Annotated in this window: 14 protein-coding genes; 7 read left to right on the plus strand and 7 right to left on the minus strand. The window is 60.0% G+C overall.

Going from position 1 to position 14,330, the window contains the following annotated elements; translation table 11 throughout:
• Positions 1–8: 8 nt before the first annotated feature.
• From I8E17_RS13655 to I8E17_RS13670, 4 genes are all read left to right on the plus strand, one after another.
• Positions 9–800 carry an IclR family transcriptional regulator gene (locus tag I8E17_RS13655; RefSeq protein WP_069616023.1) on the plus strand — a complete coding sequence of 264 codons (792 nt, stop codon included), beginning with the start codon at positions 9–11 and terminating at the stop codon, positions 798–800.
• 65 nt (positions 801–865) lie between these two features.
• On the plus strand, positions 866–1,702 hold the full coding sequence (locus tag I8E17_RS13660) for an amidohydrolase (protein ID WP_113367091.1): 837 nt from the start codon (positions 866–868) through the stop codon (positions 1,700–1,702).
• A gap of 30 nt (positions 1,703–1,732) precedes the next feature.
• The gene (locus I8E17_RS13665; RefSeq protein WP_069615974.1) at positions 1,733–2,278 is read left to right on the plus strand and encodes a MaoC family dehydratase; all 546 of its coding nucleotides are present in this window, start codon (positions 1,733–1,735) and stop codon (positions 2,276–2,278) included.
• Position 2,279: 1 nt separating this feature from the next.
• Positions 2,280–3,443 carry a CaiB/BaiF CoA-transferase family protein gene (locus I8E17_RS13670; protein WP_069615973.1) on the plus strand — a complete coding sequence of 388 codons (1,164 nt, stop codon included), beginning with the start codon at positions 2,280–2,282 and terminating at the stop codon, positions 3,441–3,443.
• A gap of 173 nt (positions 3,444–3,616) precedes the next feature.
• Here I8E17_RS13670 and tal read toward each other — a convergent pair whose 3' ends face one another.
• Positions 3,617–4,582 carry a transaldolase gene (gene tal / locus I8E17_RS13675; protein WP_069615972.1) on the minus strand — a complete coding sequence of 322 codons (966 nt, stop codon included), beginning with the start codon at positions 4,580–4,582 and terminating at the stop codon, positions 3,617–3,619.
• Between the two features lie 501 nt (positions 4,583–5,083).
• Between tal and I8E17_RS13680 the strand changes: the two genes are divergently transcribed.
• Entirely contained in the window at positions 5,084–6,073 is a 990-nt protein-coding gene (locus tag I8E17_RS13680) for a sugar-binding transcriptional regulator (RefSeq protein ID WP_069615971.1), read from the plus strand.
• A 263-nt stretch (positions 6,074–6,336) separates the two neighbouring features.
• Here the strand turns inward: I8E17_RS13680 and I8E17_RS13685 are convergent, their stop codons facing one another.
• Both I8E17_RS13685 and I8E17_RS13690 read right to left on the minus strand, forming a co-directional pair.
• Positions 6,337–7,209, minus strand: coding sequence for a bifunctional helix-turn-helix domain-containing protein/methylated-DNA--[protein]-cysteine S-methyltransferase (locus I8E17_RS13685; protein WP_069615970.1), 873 nt, complete (start codon positions 7,207–7,209; stop codon positions 6,337–6,339).
• 111 nt (positions 7,210–7,320) lie between these two features.
• Positions 7,321–7,824: a DUF2244 domain-containing protein gene (locus tag I8E17_RS13690; RefSeq protein ID WP_069615969.1), complete on the minus strand. Its 504-nt coding sequence runs from the start codon at positions 7,822–7,824 to the stop codon at positions 7,321–7,323.
• A gap of 22 nt (positions 7,825–7,846) precedes the next feature.
• Here I8E17_RS13690 and nth point away from each other — a divergent pair, with 22 nt between their 5' ends.
• The gene (gene nth / locus I8E17_RS13695; RefSeq protein WP_069615968.1) at positions 7,847–8,626 is read left to right on the plus strand and encodes an endonuclease III; all 780 of its coding nucleotides are present in this window, start codon (positions 7,847–7,849) and stop codon (positions 8,624–8,626) included.
• A gap of 2 nt (positions 8,627–8,628) precedes the next feature.
• On the opposite strand, the gene I8E17_RS13700 is transcribed toward nth, so the two are convergent.
• Positions 8,629–9,345, minus strand: a complete 717-nt coding sequence (locus I8E17_RS13700) for a sulfate transporter family protein (protein ID WP_069615967.1) — start codon at positions 9,343–9,345, stop codon at positions 8,629–8,631.
• A gap of 253 nt (positions 9,346–9,598) precedes the next feature.
• On the opposite strand from I8E17_RS13700, the gene I8E17_RS13705 reads away from it, so the two are divergent.
• Positions 9,599–10,450, plus strand: a complete 852-nt coding sequence (locus I8E17_RS13705) for a MurR/RpiR family transcriptional regulator (RefSeq protein WP_069615966.1) — start codon at positions 9,599–9,601, stop codon at positions 10,448–10,450.
• A 5-nt stretch (positions 10,451–10,455) separates the two neighbouring features.
• On the opposite strand, the gene I8E17_RS13710 is transcribed toward I8E17_RS13705, so the two are convergent.
• The 3 genes from I8E17_RS13710 to I8E17_RS13720 form a co-directional block, all read right to left on the minus strand.
• The gene (locus I8E17_RS13710; protein WP_069615965.1) at positions 10,456–12,039 is read right to left on the minus strand and encodes an FGGY-family carbohydrate kinase; all 1,584 of its coding nucleotides are present in this window, start codon (positions 12,037–12,039) and stop codon (positions 10,456–10,458) included.
• Between the two features lie 19 nt (positions 12,040–12,058).
• Complete coding sequence (locus I8E17_RS13715) at positions 12,059–12,733, minus strand: HAD family hydrolase (RefSeq protein WP_069615964.1); 675 nt, start codon at positions 12,731–12,733, stop codon at positions 12,059–12,061.
• Between the two features lie 98 nt (positions 12,734–12,831).
• On the minus strand, positions 12,832–14,313 hold the full coding sequence (locus I8E17_RS13720) for a mannitol dehydrogenase family protein (RefSeq protein ID WP_069615963.1): 1,482 nt from the start codon (positions 14,311–14,313) through the stop codon (positions 12,832–12,834).
• Positions 14,314–14,330: the final 17 nt, after the last annotated feature.

The following is a 14,330-nucleotide window of genomic DNA, read 5'->3' on the forward strand; positions in this document are numbered from 1 at the left end:
ACTTGTTGATGAGCATAGAAGACGACAGTGATCGCTACCGCGCACCGGCGCTGGACAAGGGGCTCGACATTTTGGAGCTGCTGGCGACGATCGACGGCGGCTTGACGCAGGCCGAGATTGCCAAGGCGCTCAACAAGAGCCCCAACGAATTCTACCGCATGCTCGATCGTCTCGTACGGCGCGGCTATGTGCAGCGGCAGGATGGCGATCGTTTCTATCTGACGCTGAAGCTCTTCGGCCTTGCGCATTATCATGCGCCGGTGCGCCGCCTCGTCTCCTTCGCCACACCGCTGATGCGCGAATTCTCCAACCGTGCCGAGCAGGCCTGCCATCTGGCCATCTATGACCGCGGTTCTGTCGTCGTCATCGCGCAGCAGGATTCGCCGACCTATTGGGGCATCTCCATCCGCGTCGGCGCGCAGATCAATCTCTATAATACCGGCTCCGGCCATATACTTCTGGCATTCCGGGATGCAAAGCAGCGCCAGATGATGATCAACGAGCAGAGACGCCAGGAACAGGATCCGGAGGAGCCGCCTGCCGATCTCGAGGAAAAGCTCGCAGCAATTCGTGAAAAGGGCTTCGAAACGATGAGCAGCCTGCAGACGAGCGGCGTACACAATATTTCCGCGCCCGTGCTGGCGATGGACGGCAACGCCCTTGCCGCCCTCACCTGCCCCTATATCGAGCCAGTGAACCCGAAGGCGCCTACGCGCGAGCAGGTGGTCGAATATGTACGGGAAGCCGCCAAGCAAATCTCCGAAACCGTGGCCGGCACAGTGGATAGGGCCGAGTTATAATTTTTATTTGAATAAACTATTCTTATGTGAGTATATGTTGAGTAAGCGGGTATGGGAGGAACGTCATGCTTTTCGACAGCCATCTGCACATCGTCGACCGGAAACGTCTCGCCTATCCCTGGCTGGCCGGCGCCGGCGCGCTCAATCGCGACAGCCTCTATGAAGACTATGCGCGCGAGGCCAAGCGGCTTGGGATCACCGATACGCTTCACATGGAGGTCGACGTCGCCGAGGATGATATCGAGCGGGAAACCGACTACGTCAAAAGCGTAAGCCGTGAGCCCGGCAGCCTCCTCAGGGGTGCCATCGCCGCCTGCCGTCCTGAGAGCACGAACTTCCCCGCCTATCTCGAACGCGTACTTGCCGATCCCTTCGTCAAAGGATTCCGCCGTGTACTGCATGTCGTGCCAGATGACGTCTCCGAGGACGCCCTCTTCCGCGAGAACCTCAAGCGGCTCGGCGGCACGCGGCTCACCTTCGACCTCTGTGTCCTACCGAATCAGATGTCCAAGGCGCTTGCGCTCATTGACCTCAATCCCAATATCCGCTTCATCCTCGACCATTGCGGCGTACCGGCGGTGAAGGATGGCTTCAGCGAAAGCTGGGCGGCGGCGATCACGGAAACGGCGAAGCGCCCGAATGTCACCGTTAAGATTTCCGGCGTCGTCGCCTATGCCGATCCGGACAGCTGGACGCCGGAAACGCTGCGTCCCTTCGTCGAACATTGCATCGCAAGCTTCGGCTGGGACCGCGTCATCTGGGGCAGCGACTGGCCAGTCTGTACGCTCGGCGGCAATCTTTCCACCTGGGTCGCAGCCACTCACGCGCTGATGCAAGGCGTAAGCACCGACGAACGCAGCCGGCTCTATCACCTCAATGCCAAGCGCCTCTGGTCTCTCTGAGATCGGAGGTTTTCCATCGAAAGACATGCCATGACCGCCACCGTCGGCATATCCAGCACCTGTCCGAAGACCATGCCGGCCGATCACGCCGAGATTCCTGTCTGGAATGCGGAAAACTGGTTCTACGAAGATTTCGAAATCGGCCACAGGATCCGCTCGCTGCGTCGCACGATCTCAGAAGGCGAATCCCAGCAGTTCAACGCCCTGGTGCTCGACATGCATCCTTACGTCAGCGACCAGATCTTCGCCGAAACCGAGGGCCTGTTCGGCAAGCGGCTCGTTGCCGGCGCCTTCGTCTTTTCCGCCGGGCTTGGGCTTGTCGCCACCAATTGCGTCAACGCCTTTTCCTATGGATACGACAAACTGCGCTTCATCAAACCTACCTTCATCGGCGAGACGATCTACACCATCCGCACCAATCTCGATAAGCAGCCGAAATATGCCGAGCTCGGCCTGATCCGCTCTTCTTACGAAGTCTTCAAGGGCGAAGGCGAATTGGTGCTCTATTGCGAGCATATCCAGACCGTGCGCTACAGGAACGGCCGGCCCGCGGACGCGCCGCCGCTGAAAGTCTGACATGACCAAGGATAACGAAGAGGGCCTGCTCTCCGGCATCATCGTGCTGGATATGAGCCAGTTTCTTGCCGGCCCGATGGCGGCGCTACGGCTCGGCGATCTCGGCGCGAGGATCATCAAGATCGAGCGGCCCGATGGCGGCGATCTCTGCCGCCGGCTCTACCTCAGCGACACCGAGATCGGCGGCGACTCCACGCTGTTTCATGCCATCAACCGCGGCAAGGAGAGCTTTGCCGTCAATATGAAGGATGAAGGCGACCTGCAGGAACTGCGCGCGCTGATCGCCAAGGCCGACGTCGTCATCCAGAATTTCCGCCCCGGCGTCATCGAAAGGCTTGGCCTCGACTATGCCGCCGTTGCCACGATCAATCCCCGCGTCGTCTATGGCAGCATCACCGGATACGGCCCCGACAATGAATGGCGCCATTTCCCCGGGCAGGATCTGCTGGCCCAGGCCCGCTCCGGCGTCATGTGGCTGAATGGCGAGGCGGATGACGGGCCGGTGCCCTTCGGCCTCGCCGTCGCCGACATGCTGGCCGGTAATCTCCTGGTTCAGGCCATCCTTGCCGGACTGGTGCGCCGCGGCGTCACCGGCCGCGGCGTGCATGTTGAGACGAGCTTGCTGGAGGCGCTGGTCGATTTCCAGTTCGAAGTGCTAACCACCCATCTGAACGACGGCGGTCGACTGCCGAAGAAATCCGCCGTGCGCAATGCCCACGCCTATCTCGCGGCGCCGTATGGCGTCTATCGCTGTGCCGATGGCTGGCTGGCACTGGCGATGATGCCGCTGGAAAAACTCGCGTCGCTGCTCGATCTGCCCGCTCTTGCCGGTTACACGCCGGATGATGCTTTCCAGCGTCGGGACGAGATCAAGGGCATGATCGCCAGGAGCCTGGGGGAAAAGACGGTTCGCGAGTGGCTCGATCTCTTGGAACCAGCAGACATCTGGGCGGCCGAAGTGCTCGACTGGCCAAAGCTCTTGCAAAGCGCGGCCTTCCGCCAGCTCGATATGCTGCAGACGGTAACCCGCGATAACGGCGCCTCGGTACGCACGACGGCAAGCCCGATCCGGGTGAATGGCGTCCGTGCCAAGAACGATATGGCGGCGCCGACGATCGGCGGGCAGTCGGAGAAGATCAGGGCGGAGTTTATTGGGGATCGGTAGGTCATCGCATACTTCGCATCTGCGATACCCCCCTCTGTCACGAAGTGACAGAGGGGGGTACACCGGTGCGGCAAACTCAAAGTCTCAACCTATCACCCCAAATAAAAAGGGCGCCGCATCCTGCGACACCCCTCTCAAATCATAGCTCCCCAAAGAGAGAGCCAATCTCACTTTCAAGCCGCGGCGAGCTGCAGTTCCTTGCTGACCATGGCGCGCAGCGTGCCGAGATCCTTGGCGAAAGCGCGGATGCCTTCGGAAAGCTTCTCGGTTGCCATTGCGTCTTCGTTCATCATCCAGCGGAAGGTCTTTTCGTCGACGGCGATCTTTTCGACCGAGCCCTTGGGCTCCGGCGAGAGCTTGCGCTCCAGCTTGCCTTCGTCCTTGGAAAGTTCGTCGAGCAGGTTCGGGCTGATCGTCAGGCGATCGCAGCCGGCCAGCGCTTCGATTTCGCCGGTATTGCGGAAGGAGGCGCCCATGACGATCGTCTTGATGTCGTTGGCCTTGTAATAGTGATAGATGTCGCGCACCGAGATGACGCCCGGATCTTCCTCAGCCGTGTAGTCCTTGCCGGTCGACTTCTTGTACCAGTCGAGGATGCGGCCGACGAAGGGCGAGATCAGGAATGCCTTGGCATCGGCGCAGGCAATCGCCTGGGCTTTGCTGAAGAGCAGCGTCAGGTTGCAGTCGATGCCTTCCTTCTGCAGCACTTCGGCGGCGCGGATGCCTTCCCAGGTGGAGGCGAGCTTGATCAGGATGCGGTCGCGCTCGATGCCGCGCTCCTTGTAGGCGGCGATGATAGCGCGGGCCTTGGCAAGCGAAGCTTCGGTGTTGAAGGAGAGATCAGCATCAACTTCCGTCGAGACACGGCCGGGAACGAGACCGGAGAGCGCTGCGCCGACGGAGATTGCCAGACGGTCGGCAACGGCGGCAACGACGGCTTCGGAGGCACCGCCCTGCTTCTTGCCCCAGGCAACGGCTTCCTTGATCGCATCGGCGAACATCGGCGTGCCGAGCGCCTTCAGCACGATGGTCGGGTTGGTGGTGCAATCCACCGGCTTCAGGCGAGCGACTGCCTCGATATCGCCGGTATCGGCCACGACCGTCGTCATGGCGCGGAGTTGATCAAGCTTGGAAGTCATAACAGGTATCCTTGTTGAATGAGGCCCATTGGGATGGGAGATGTCGGGCGGCAGATCCGGTCTTGCGCCGGGCGGGACCGAAGGCGTCAGGGGAGTGCGGCCTTCCTTCTCCTATGTTTCGGTAACGGGATAAAAACAGCGAAAGTTCCATTTCCGGTGAACGGCCGAGCGATGAGGAGACAACCTTCCGAAAACAAGCTTTCCGCCGGCATCGGGCGCCCTATATGGCTCCCCGTCCGGCCTGGCACTTGCTCGCGGCAGCACTCGCACATTGTCCTCCTCGACTGGACAAGACCGAATTCCTCAGCGCCGACTATCAGCAATCTCGCACGGAAAAGTCAAGGACATTTGTGCAATTCGATTGACATAAGTTTCATGTCATAGAATATCGGCGGCAGAAGAGCCGATCTCGCCTGCTCCTGTCATCCGCCATAGCCACATTTCGCTCTCAGGCGGATCTTGACGTTAAATGACGTGTGCGACAATCTTGCCGGAGGACCTGTGGCCAAACTGAGACGCGGAACCCATACCGCCTATTCGGAGACCTCCTCCCTGAGGCTTCGCGCCGCCTGGCTCTATTACAATCAGGGCCTGACGCAGAAGGACGTTGCCGAGCAGCTCGGCATCAGCCGCACCACGGTCATCCGCCTGCTGGACGAGGCCATGCGCCGCGCCGAAGTGCAAATCTGGATCACCGAAGGCATTGACGACTGCGTGGAACTGGCGATCAAGCTCGAACGCACCTATGGGCTCGACGAGGCGATCGTCGTTCCCGAGCCCGCCGGGGGCAATGTCAACGCTCAGGCAAAGAGCGTCGGCCTGGCGCTCGGCCAGTTCCTGACGGAGGCCATCCCCGACAATTATACGATCGGCGTCGGCTGGGGCCGGACGATGACCGCTTCGCTCGCGAGCTTCCGTCCGACTCGCCGCGACAATTGCAAGGTGGTCTCCCTGCTCGGCGGCATCGTCGCCGTCCACCAGACCAACCCGATCGACTATACATGGCGTCTGGCGAGCCAGCTCGGCGCGGAATGCTACATGTTCCTGGCGCCGCTGCTTGTCGATTCTGTCGAAACCAAGCGCAATCTGATCGAAAAATGCGGACTGGAGGCTATCTACCGCCTAGCGGAGAACCTTGATCTCGCCATTGTCAGCTGCGGCGATATCGGTCCGCAATCGACCTCCCTTTCGGAGGGTTTCATCTCGAAGCGCGAGCTGGAAGAATTGATCGACATGGGTTGCGTCTGCGACACCATGTTCAACTTCCTCGACGCCGAGGGCAATTCGGTCGATCACCCGATTAACAAGCGCGTCATGTCCGTCGATCTCGATACGCTGAAAAAGGCAAAGCACATCGTGATCTCCTCCGGGGGCGCCCACCGCGCGCAGGCGATCAGCGCCACCATCAAACGCATCGGCTGCAATACTTTGATTACGGATGAGAGCGCTGCCAAGGCGCTGCTGCAGATGGCTATGGCGAAGGCGGCTTGAACAATTGCATTTGAGTTTGCGGAGAGTGCATCCCCCCTCTGTCCCTGTCGGGACATCTCCCCCACATGGGGGGAGATCATAGGGAGTTTGCGGCTGCCTCTTGGCAGACACTCCACAATGGCAATTCCAGCAAATTCAAGGTTTGCTTTGAAGTGAGAGAGTACCGCGGATTACCAATCTCCCCCCCTTGTGGGGGAGATGTCGCGACGGCGACAGAGGGGGGTGTGTACTCTCCAAAAACTCAAGGCCTATTGCAGCAACCGTCAAGCATCTCCCGCCTCCCACCCCAGCATCGCCCGCTTGCGCGTTAGCCCCCAGTGATAGCCCGTGAGCTGCCCGTTCTTGCCGAGCGCGCGGTGACAGGGCACGACGAAGGAGATTGGGTTGCGGCCGACGGCAGCGCCCACGGCCCGCATGGCCGTCGGCTGACCGATATCCCTTGCGATGTCGGAATAGGTCACGGCACGGCCCATCGGAATCTTCAACAGGCTTTCCCAGACGCGGAGCTGGAAATCCGAGCCGATCAGCACGACGCGCAGCGGCTGATCGCTCGACCAGTTCGAGCGCTCGAAGATGCGTGCCGCATAAGGTGCCGTCGCATTCGGATCCTCGATGAACTCGGCATTCGGCCAGCGGCAGGTCATGTCGGCGAGGCAAGCCTTCTCATTGCCGGAATCGCTGAAGGCGAGACCGGCAAGGCCGCGATCCGTGACCATGATCAAAGCGAGACCGAAGGGCGAAATGTGAAACGCATAGCGCATCACCAGACCGCTGCCCCTTGCCTTCCATTCGCCCGGCGACATCGCCTCATGCGTAACGAAAAGATCGTGCAGCCGGCTCGGACCGGAAAGGCCGACCTCGAAAGAGGTTTCGAGCAGCGGCAGATCCTCCTTGCGCAAAAGGCGTTTGGCATGATCGAGCGTGACGGCCTGCAGGAAGGCCTTGGGCGACAGCCCGGCCCAGCGCGTGAATGTCTTCTGCAATTGTGTCGGCGACTGGCCGAGCCTCTCGGCGAGCATCTCCAGCGATGGCTGGTCGCGATATTCCTCGGTGATGAGCTCGATGACCTCCCGCACGGTGTCGTAGTCCTGACCTTCCGGGGTGATGTCTTTCTTCAGCTGTGCAATCGCGTTCATGATCTTTCTCCTTAAAAAGGAGAAAACCACGACAAGAGGGCTAAAACCACCCGTTTCTTGCGCAAGTGGTCTCTCTGCAAAAATGTGATACCGCCGGTTTGGGAAGACCGCTCATATCCGTTGTGTCACGGTCGCCAATGCCCGCTTGAAGGCTTTGGCGAAACTCTCGCGATCCTCCGGATTGAGGAAGGAACCGACATCGGTGTCGTGGCTCCTGTCGCGGACATGCATCGACACGACCCCGATCTCGCAGTGGCGGCGAACAAGGAAGCGCGTCCAGAACGGATTGAAATCATGTTCCACCATGCGGCCCGTCGGCGAGAATTTGCGGATGGAAACATTGGTGCGCGATATCGTCACCTCTTCGCGCACGCGGCCCGACCGATAATTCAGCCAGAAGGCGCCATAGAGCAGGAAGAAATCAGCGCCGAAGAAAATCCCGATCGGCCAGGCGCCTCGCGTGACGAAGAGAATAGTGTAGATGAGACAGAAGCCGCCCGCCATGGCCAGCATGACCCTGAACCCCTTTCGCGGCAGCGAGCGATGGGGAAACAGTTCGGCGGCAAAAACCGGCCTGTTGCCGTCTGCAGCCGTATCGGCGTTGCGTTCCGTCATAGGACTTGAGTATAGGTCGTTTATGGCAAATCCAAAGATCAAATCCAGCGCCCAAACCGTGAAAAAGTCAAATGCGACCGCAGGCCGCAAGCCGGCGGCCAAAAGCCTCTATTCCAAGGCGGACCTGGAAGAGATCTTCCGCCGCTTCTCCATCCAGCGGCCGGAACCGAAGGGCGAGTTGGAGCACGTCAACCCTTTCACGCTCGTCGTCGCCGTCGCGCTTTCAGCACAGGCGACGGATGCCGGCGTCAATAAGGCGACGCGCGCCCTTTTTGCCGTTGCCGACACGCCGCAGAAGATGCTCGATCTCGGCGAGGAGCGCATTCGGGAATACATCAAGACGATCGGCCTTTACCGCAACAAGGCGAAGAATGTCGTAGCACTTTCGGAAAAGCTGATCACCGATTTCGGTGGCGAGGTGCCGCGGACGCGCGAGGAGCTGATAACCCTACCCGGCGTCGGCCGCAAGACCGCGAACGTTGTCCTGTCCATGGCCTTCGGCCAGGCGACGATGGCGGTTGACACGCACATTTTCCGCATCGCCAACCGGCTGTTGCTCGCCCCTGGCAAGACGCCCGACGAAGTCGAGCAGCGGCTGATGAAGATCATTCCCGATCAATATCTCTACCATGCGCACCATTGGCTGATCCTGCATGGCCGCTATGTCTGTAAGGCGCGCAAGCCCGAATGCGAGCGCTGCGTGATCGCAGACCTCTGTCGCTCGCCGGAAAAGACCTGGGACATCCCCGCTCCCCTGGTCGAACTTCCGGCGCAGATCATCGGGGCTGAAGTAGCGGGCTGAACCTATCGAAGGCGCGGGCTCGCTTCCTTATGCGAAATCAGCTTGTGCAGATGCACCATCATGCCGGCGGCAAAGAGCGGCGTCAGCAGATTGAGAAGCGGAATTGCCAGAAAGGCCGCGATGACCAGGCCCGCCAGAAAGACCGTGAAGGCGTGCTTGACGCGGAATTGCCGCGCCTCGTCCGGTGAGCGGAAGCGCATGGCGGCGAATTCGAAGAATTCGCGTCCGAGCAGATAGCCGTTCACCAGAAAGAAGGCGATGAGGTTGACGCCCGGAATGAACAGCAGGAACAGCGCCACGATATTGCCGACGATGACGACGCCGAGAAACCGCACCGAGCTTTTCATCGCCGCGACGATGGGCATCGCCGTTCCCGGCGCATCGCCTGGATAGTCGCGCTTTTCTACAACCTCGGCGACATCATCGAGAAAGAGTCCGGCAATCAGGGCCGTGACCGGCGAAATCAGCAGCGCCATGGCCAATGCCAATGCGATGCCGGCGAAGATGGCGAGGAAGAGCGTAAGCCAACCCGTCCAATCCGAGGTGGACGGCATAAAGCCCTGCAGCCAAGGCAATACGAAAGAATTGAAGGCGCCTCGCAGGACGAACCAGAGCACGAGAAGCGCCAGCAATGTGAGACCCAGAACCTTCCAGAAAACCTTGCGCGTCTCCGGCGCAAAGAGATTTTCCAGGGAGAGGCGGGCAGCAAGGCCAATCATTCGGTCTACCTCTTTTGGTGGCAGTTGGACACTTAAGAAGCGGTTGCATCAATATCAATATCCCGTGCAGATATATGAATGTGCCAATTAAAAATTTGAATTATTGTAATACAGTTTGCACTAATATATCCTGTACGCCACATTAAGAACAACAACCGCAACAAGATCGGCGACCCGATCGAAATTGAATGGCCAATTGACATAGAAGTTGACGCAACAGAACATCGAAAAGACCACTAAAGGGGCGCAAAACTTGGAAGACCTTAGTCAGAAACTTAGACAATATATAAAGATCGGCACTCCAGCCGAACGAAGAATTGCTAAGTATTTCTCCGAGCATCTGAATGAACTACCGTTCGAGACGGCTTCCTCCGTTGCCGACAGGCTGGAACTGAGCCCGATGACGGTAGGGCGGTTTCTGCGGTCGCTCGGCTATCACGGTCTGGATGGGATAAAGGTGCATCTCAAGGAAAATGCACCGAGCCTCACGTCGCAATTGCCCAATATCCTCGAACAGCTTCAGAAGGACGCAAGCGAAGGTCGCCCGCTTGCAACCCAAATTGCCGAACAGGTCGAGATGCTGCAGCATATCTACAACCTCGCCGGCCAGCCGCAATGGCGCGACGCGGTTGCGACAATTCTGTCCTCCGGCAATGTCTTCATAACCTCCCACCCCAGTCTCGCGGGGATCGGCCACTATTTCCGCGACCGCCTGACCTTTGCCCGTGATCAAGTCCTTTTCCTCGACGGCGCCAATGGCAGCTATATCGAGCTGTTCGGCGAGCCATCCGAGGATGCGCTGCTCGTTGTCATCGACTCCCCGAGCTTCATCTCATCGCGTCTTCTGGCGCGCTCGGCTCGTCGCGCGGGCTGCAAGGTATTGCTGGTAACCGGTCAATTCACTGAATGGGCGCATGAATTCGCAAACATCACGCTATCCTTGCCGCCACAACGAGCCAATAGCCGCGAAAACCTTTCAGCCATAATGGCGCTGATGGAATATCTCGCGATTTCAGTCGCTCACGCGGCAGGTGAAGCGGCGGAAATGAGAACGCGCCGCATAGAAGAACTTCAAGGTATATTCGCCCGGGCGCCGCTCCGGTAAGCCGCCTATCCCATAGCGTCCAGTTCTGCGCGGTGGCGGTACATGGCGAGGAAGCGCCGGTAATCGCGATCGTAGAGTTCCTTCTTTTCGGCATTCGGCAGCCGCTCGTGACCGCCCGGGTACATAGCAGCACCGGCCGCACCCAGGCTTTCATGGAGACCGCAGGCGACCGAGGCGGCAATTGCCGTGCCGAGCAAGACCGTCTCGTTCATCTTCGGGATAACGACCTTGCAGCCGGTCACGTCGGAGTAGAGTTCCATCAGCACCGAATTCTTCACATGGCCGCCAGCGACATGCAGCGTGTCGGGCACATAGCCGTAATCCCGCATTCGCTCCAGGATATGACGAATGCCGAGTGCAATGCCGACGCTGGTGCGCCAGTATAGCCGGCAAAGACCATCGAAGGAGGCGTCCAGCGTCATGCCGCTGATGACGCCCAATGCATGCGGATCGGCAAGCGGCGAGCGATTGCCGTGAAAATCGGGCAGCACATGGATACGCCCGCCGAGGGAATCACCCTCCGCAAGCCTGAGCTCGGCAATCCGCCGGACGATACGATCGTGCAACTCCGCCGTCGGATGTCCGCCGGCTGCATGCATGCTGACGATATGGTCGAGGAGCGCGCCGGTGGCAGATTGTCCGGCTTCGGCAAGCCACATGCCCGGAAAGACGGCTTCGTAATAGGGACCCCACATGCCGGTGCTGCGCTTGCGCTCCCGCGCAAAGGAAACCACGCAGCTCGAGGTTCCCGCAATCAACGCCAGTTGATGCTCCAGCATGTCGGCATCGCCGGCATGGCCGGCAAGCGCGCCGAGCGCGCCCGCATAGGCGTCGATCAAGCCCGCGCCCACATGGCATTCACGGTCGAGACCCAGCGCTTCCGCCGCCTCGACCGTCAGCGTGCCGATGGATCGGCCGACGGCAACGCTCTCGTCAGGCAAACTGCCGCGCTCGCGCAGATCGCCAAGGCCGATCACGTTGAGAAAATCGGCCTGCCAGCCCGGTTGGCGGTGCGCCAGATAATTCCATTTCGCCACGAGCGTGGAGCGAGACCGCGCAAGCGAACCGGTCGCCTTCCAGGTCATGAAATCGGCAAGGTCGAAAAAGTAGCCGGCCTGGGCCCAGCTTTCCGGAAGGTTCTCCTTCAGCCACATCAGCTTCGGCATTTCCATTTCCGGCGACATGAACTCGCCGGAATATTCAAGAACCGCGTGCTTCGTCGCCGTACAGTAATCCGCTTCGGCCAGTGCCCGATGATCGAGCCAGACGATGGTATCGAATCTCTTCTCTCCACCGGTGGAAACCGTGAGCTGCCCGCCATCGCGATCGCGCACGACCAGCGAGCAGGTCGCATCGAAGCCGATCGCGCCGATAGCGGATGCGGCAACGCCGGATGCCTTCACGGCTTCGCGAACGGCGGTGCAGACGGCAGTCCATATGTCTTCGGAATCATGCTCGGCGTGGTTCTCGCGCGGGCGGTTCATCAGGATCGGATGTTCGCTTTTACCCAGCAGCGAACCGCCCGCGGTGAAGACACCAGCGCGTGCGCTGCCTGTGCCGATATCGACCGCAACCACGTGATCACGCATGCAAAAGAGGTCCCGCCCACTATCTCTTGTTGCGGACAAGTTGTATCAATTCCGGCATCGCGTCAAACACGACTTCCGGCGAAAGCTGCTCCAGCTCCGCCCGGTAGCTGGGCGAATGGGCGTGCGACCCGCCGGTGAAGGCAAAGACCGTCATGCCGGCCGCGCGCGCCGCCGTGATCCCTGCCGGACTGTCTTCGACGACGATGCATTCCTTCGGCGGCACGCCCATCTTTTCGGCCGCATAAAGAAAGAGATCCGGCGCCGGCTTGCCGCGCTTGACCATGCTGGCGCTGAAGATATTGGGCTCCAGCCTGTCGAGCAGACCGGTCACGCCGAGAGAGAGACGGATGCGCTCAAGCTGGCTCGACGAGGCAACGCAGCGCGGCAGCGAAAGTGCATCCAGCGTTGCACCGATGCCGTCGATCGGCTTCAGCTCATGTTTGAAGCGCTCATAGAGATCGTTGCGGATACGGTCGAGGAATGCCTGGTCGATGAAGACGTCGAATTCCGTCTGCATCGTATCGACGAGCGTCGCCAGGCTCTTGCCGAGGAAGCGGCTGTAGACATCCTCCTCGCTCATCTCCACACCGACATCATGCATCGCCTGGATGAGCACGCCGACCGACAGCGGCTCGCTGTCGACAAGCACGCCGTCGCAATCGAAGATTACGAGCCCTGTTCCCGCATCCGCCATCACAGATCCAACCTGAATTTTGTTGCTGTCCCGCCTGCCGGAAACCCGGCACGGCAATGGAAAACGGCCGGAACAGGAGAGATCCGGCCGCTTGAAAATTATTCCGCGAGTTTGTTGTCCAAGTATAGCTGCAGGGTGACGCGGGTACCCTTTTCCCACAGCGTTTTCAGTGCATGCGCGAAGCGTTTGCGGAAGAGATCGGATTTGGCGACATCGCCGAAGATGTCGTCGAAGACCAGGAAGGCATTCGGATCGTCCTTCGCCTTGAGCGCCGCTTCATGCAGCCGATCGGCGCTGGCATCGTTGAAGACGATCTCCTTGCCGCTGTCGCTCTTGCCGGCAAAGTAGCGGCACCATAGCGCCGAGACGAGCGATAAGCCGACAATATCCTCGCCGCGACGAAGACGGTCGGCCGTGGACGGCAGAATGAACTTCGGCTGGCGGTTGGAGCCGTCCTGCGCCAGGCGCGGGATAGTATCGGCGATCTTCGGATTGGAGAAGCGCCGCTCGATCAGCTTGAAGTAATCCGCAAGCACCGTGTTCGGCACCGGCGGGATGACGGGGATGATCTCATCATTTTCGAGCTTGGCGAGGAAGGCGCGGATCAGCGGCTCTTCCATGGCTTCATGCACGAAGTGAATGTCCATCAGCGCCGCCGGATAGGCGATCGCCGCATGGCCGCCGTTGAGGATGCGGATCTTCATGTGCTCATAGGGCGTCACGTCGGGCACGAAGGTCACGCCGACCTTTTCCAGCGCTGGTCGTCCGGCGGGGAAGTTGTCTTCCAGCACCCATTGCTTGAACTCTTCGCAATAGACGGGCCAGTTGTCCTCTATATCGAAAGCTTCTTTCAGCAGGTCGATCTCACGTGCGCCAGTTGCCGGCGTGATGCGGTCGACCATGCCGTTCGGGAAAGCGACGTTCGCGGCGATCCAGTCGGCAAAGGCTGGGTCGGACAGCTTCGCCGTACCGACCACGGCGGCTTTGGTGACGCCGCCATTGTGGGGAATGTTGTCGCAGGACATGACGGTGAAGGGCGGCAGGCCGGCAGCGCGCCGCGCCTTGAGACCGGCGACGATCAGGCCGAACACCGTCTTCGGCGCATCCGGGTTCTGCCCGTCGGCCACGATCGCCGGATGGGCGGGATTGAACTTGCCGGAGGCATCGATGAAGTAACCCCCCTCGGTAATCGTCATCGAAACGATGCGGATCGCGGGGTCGGCAAGCTTGGCAATGATCGCCTTGGCATCGCCGACCGGCAGGATGTCGACCATCGGCGCAGTCACGCGCGCGGCCGTGCGATTATTGTCCTGCTCGACCACTGTCGTCAGAAAATCCTGGGCAGCCAGCTTCTCGCGCATAGCCGCATCCGACGGCAGCACGCCGGCGCCGATGATCGCCCAGTCATGGGCTTCTCCGGCATTGAAAAGATCGTCGAGATAGATTGCCTGATGGGCACGATGGAAATTGCCGACACCGAAATGCACGATACCAGCCGAAAGCGACTTCCGGTCATAAGCAGGAATAGCCGCCTTTGCAGCCGCCTGCTGAAGAGTTGCGAGCGATAATTTGCACGTCATGTCTCTGGTCCTTTTGA

Origin of the sequence: Rhizobium sp. AB2/73 (genome assembly GCF_020871915.1) — a bacterium.
Classification (GTDB): Bacteria; Pseudomonadota; Alphaproteobacteria; order Rhizobiales; family Rhizobiaceae; genus Rhizobium; species Rhizobium dioscoreae.

What these genes read in the sequence shown, in the direction of transcription:
- I8E17_RS13710 (WP_069615965.1), bottom strand. Translation starts at nt 12,039, where the DNA reads ATGCGTGATCACGTGGTTGCGGTCGATATCGGCACAGGCAGCGCACGC.
- I8E17_RS13690 (WP_069615969.1), bottom strand. Translation starts at nt 7,824, where the DNA reads ATGACGGAACGCAACGCCGATACGGCTGCAGACGGCAACAGGCCGGTT.
- I8E17_RS13685 (WP_069615970.1), bottom strand. Translation starts at nt 7,209, where the DNA reads ATGAACGCGATTGCACAGCTGAAGAAAGACATCACCCCGGAAGGTCAG.
- tal (WP_069615972.1), bottom strand. Translation starts at nt 4,582, where the DNA reads ATGACTTCCAAGCTTGATCAACTCCGCGCCATGACGACGGTCGTGGCC.
- I8E17_RS13655 (WP_069616023.1), top strand. Translation starts at nt 9, where the DNA reads ATGAGCATAGAAGACGACAGTGATCGCTACCGCGCACCGGCGCTGGAC.
- I8E17_RS13665 (WP_069615974.1), top strand. Translation starts at nt 1,733, where the DNA reads ATGACCGCCACCGTCGGCATATCCAGCACCTGTCCGAAGACCATGCCG.
- I8E17_RS13720 (WP_069615963.1), bottom strand. Translation starts at nt 14,313, where the DNA reads ATGACGTGCAAATTATCGCTCGCAACTCTTCAGCAGGCGGCTGCAAAG.
- nth (WP_069615968.1), top strand. Translation starts at nt 7,847, where the DNA reads ATGGCAAATCCAAAGATCAAATCCAGCGCCCAAACCGTGAAAAAGTCA.
- I8E17_RS13715 (WP_069615964.1), bottom strand. Translation starts at nt 12,733, where the DNA reads ATGGCGGATGCGGGAACAGGGCTCGTAATCTTCGATTGCGACGGCGTG.
- I8E17_RS13700 (WP_069615967.1), bottom strand. Translation starts at nt 9,345, where the DNA reads ATGATTGGCCTTGCTGCCCGCCTCTCCCTGGAAAATCTCTTTGCGCCG.
- I8E17_RS13670 (WP_069615973.1), top strand. Translation starts at nt 2,280, where the DNA reads ATGACCAAGGATAACGAAGAGGGCCTGCTCTCCGGCATCATCGTGCTG.
- I8E17_RS13660 (WP_113367091.1), top strand. Translation starts at nt 866, where the DNA reads ATGCTTTTCGACAGCCATCTGCACATCGTCGACCGGAAACGTCTCGCC.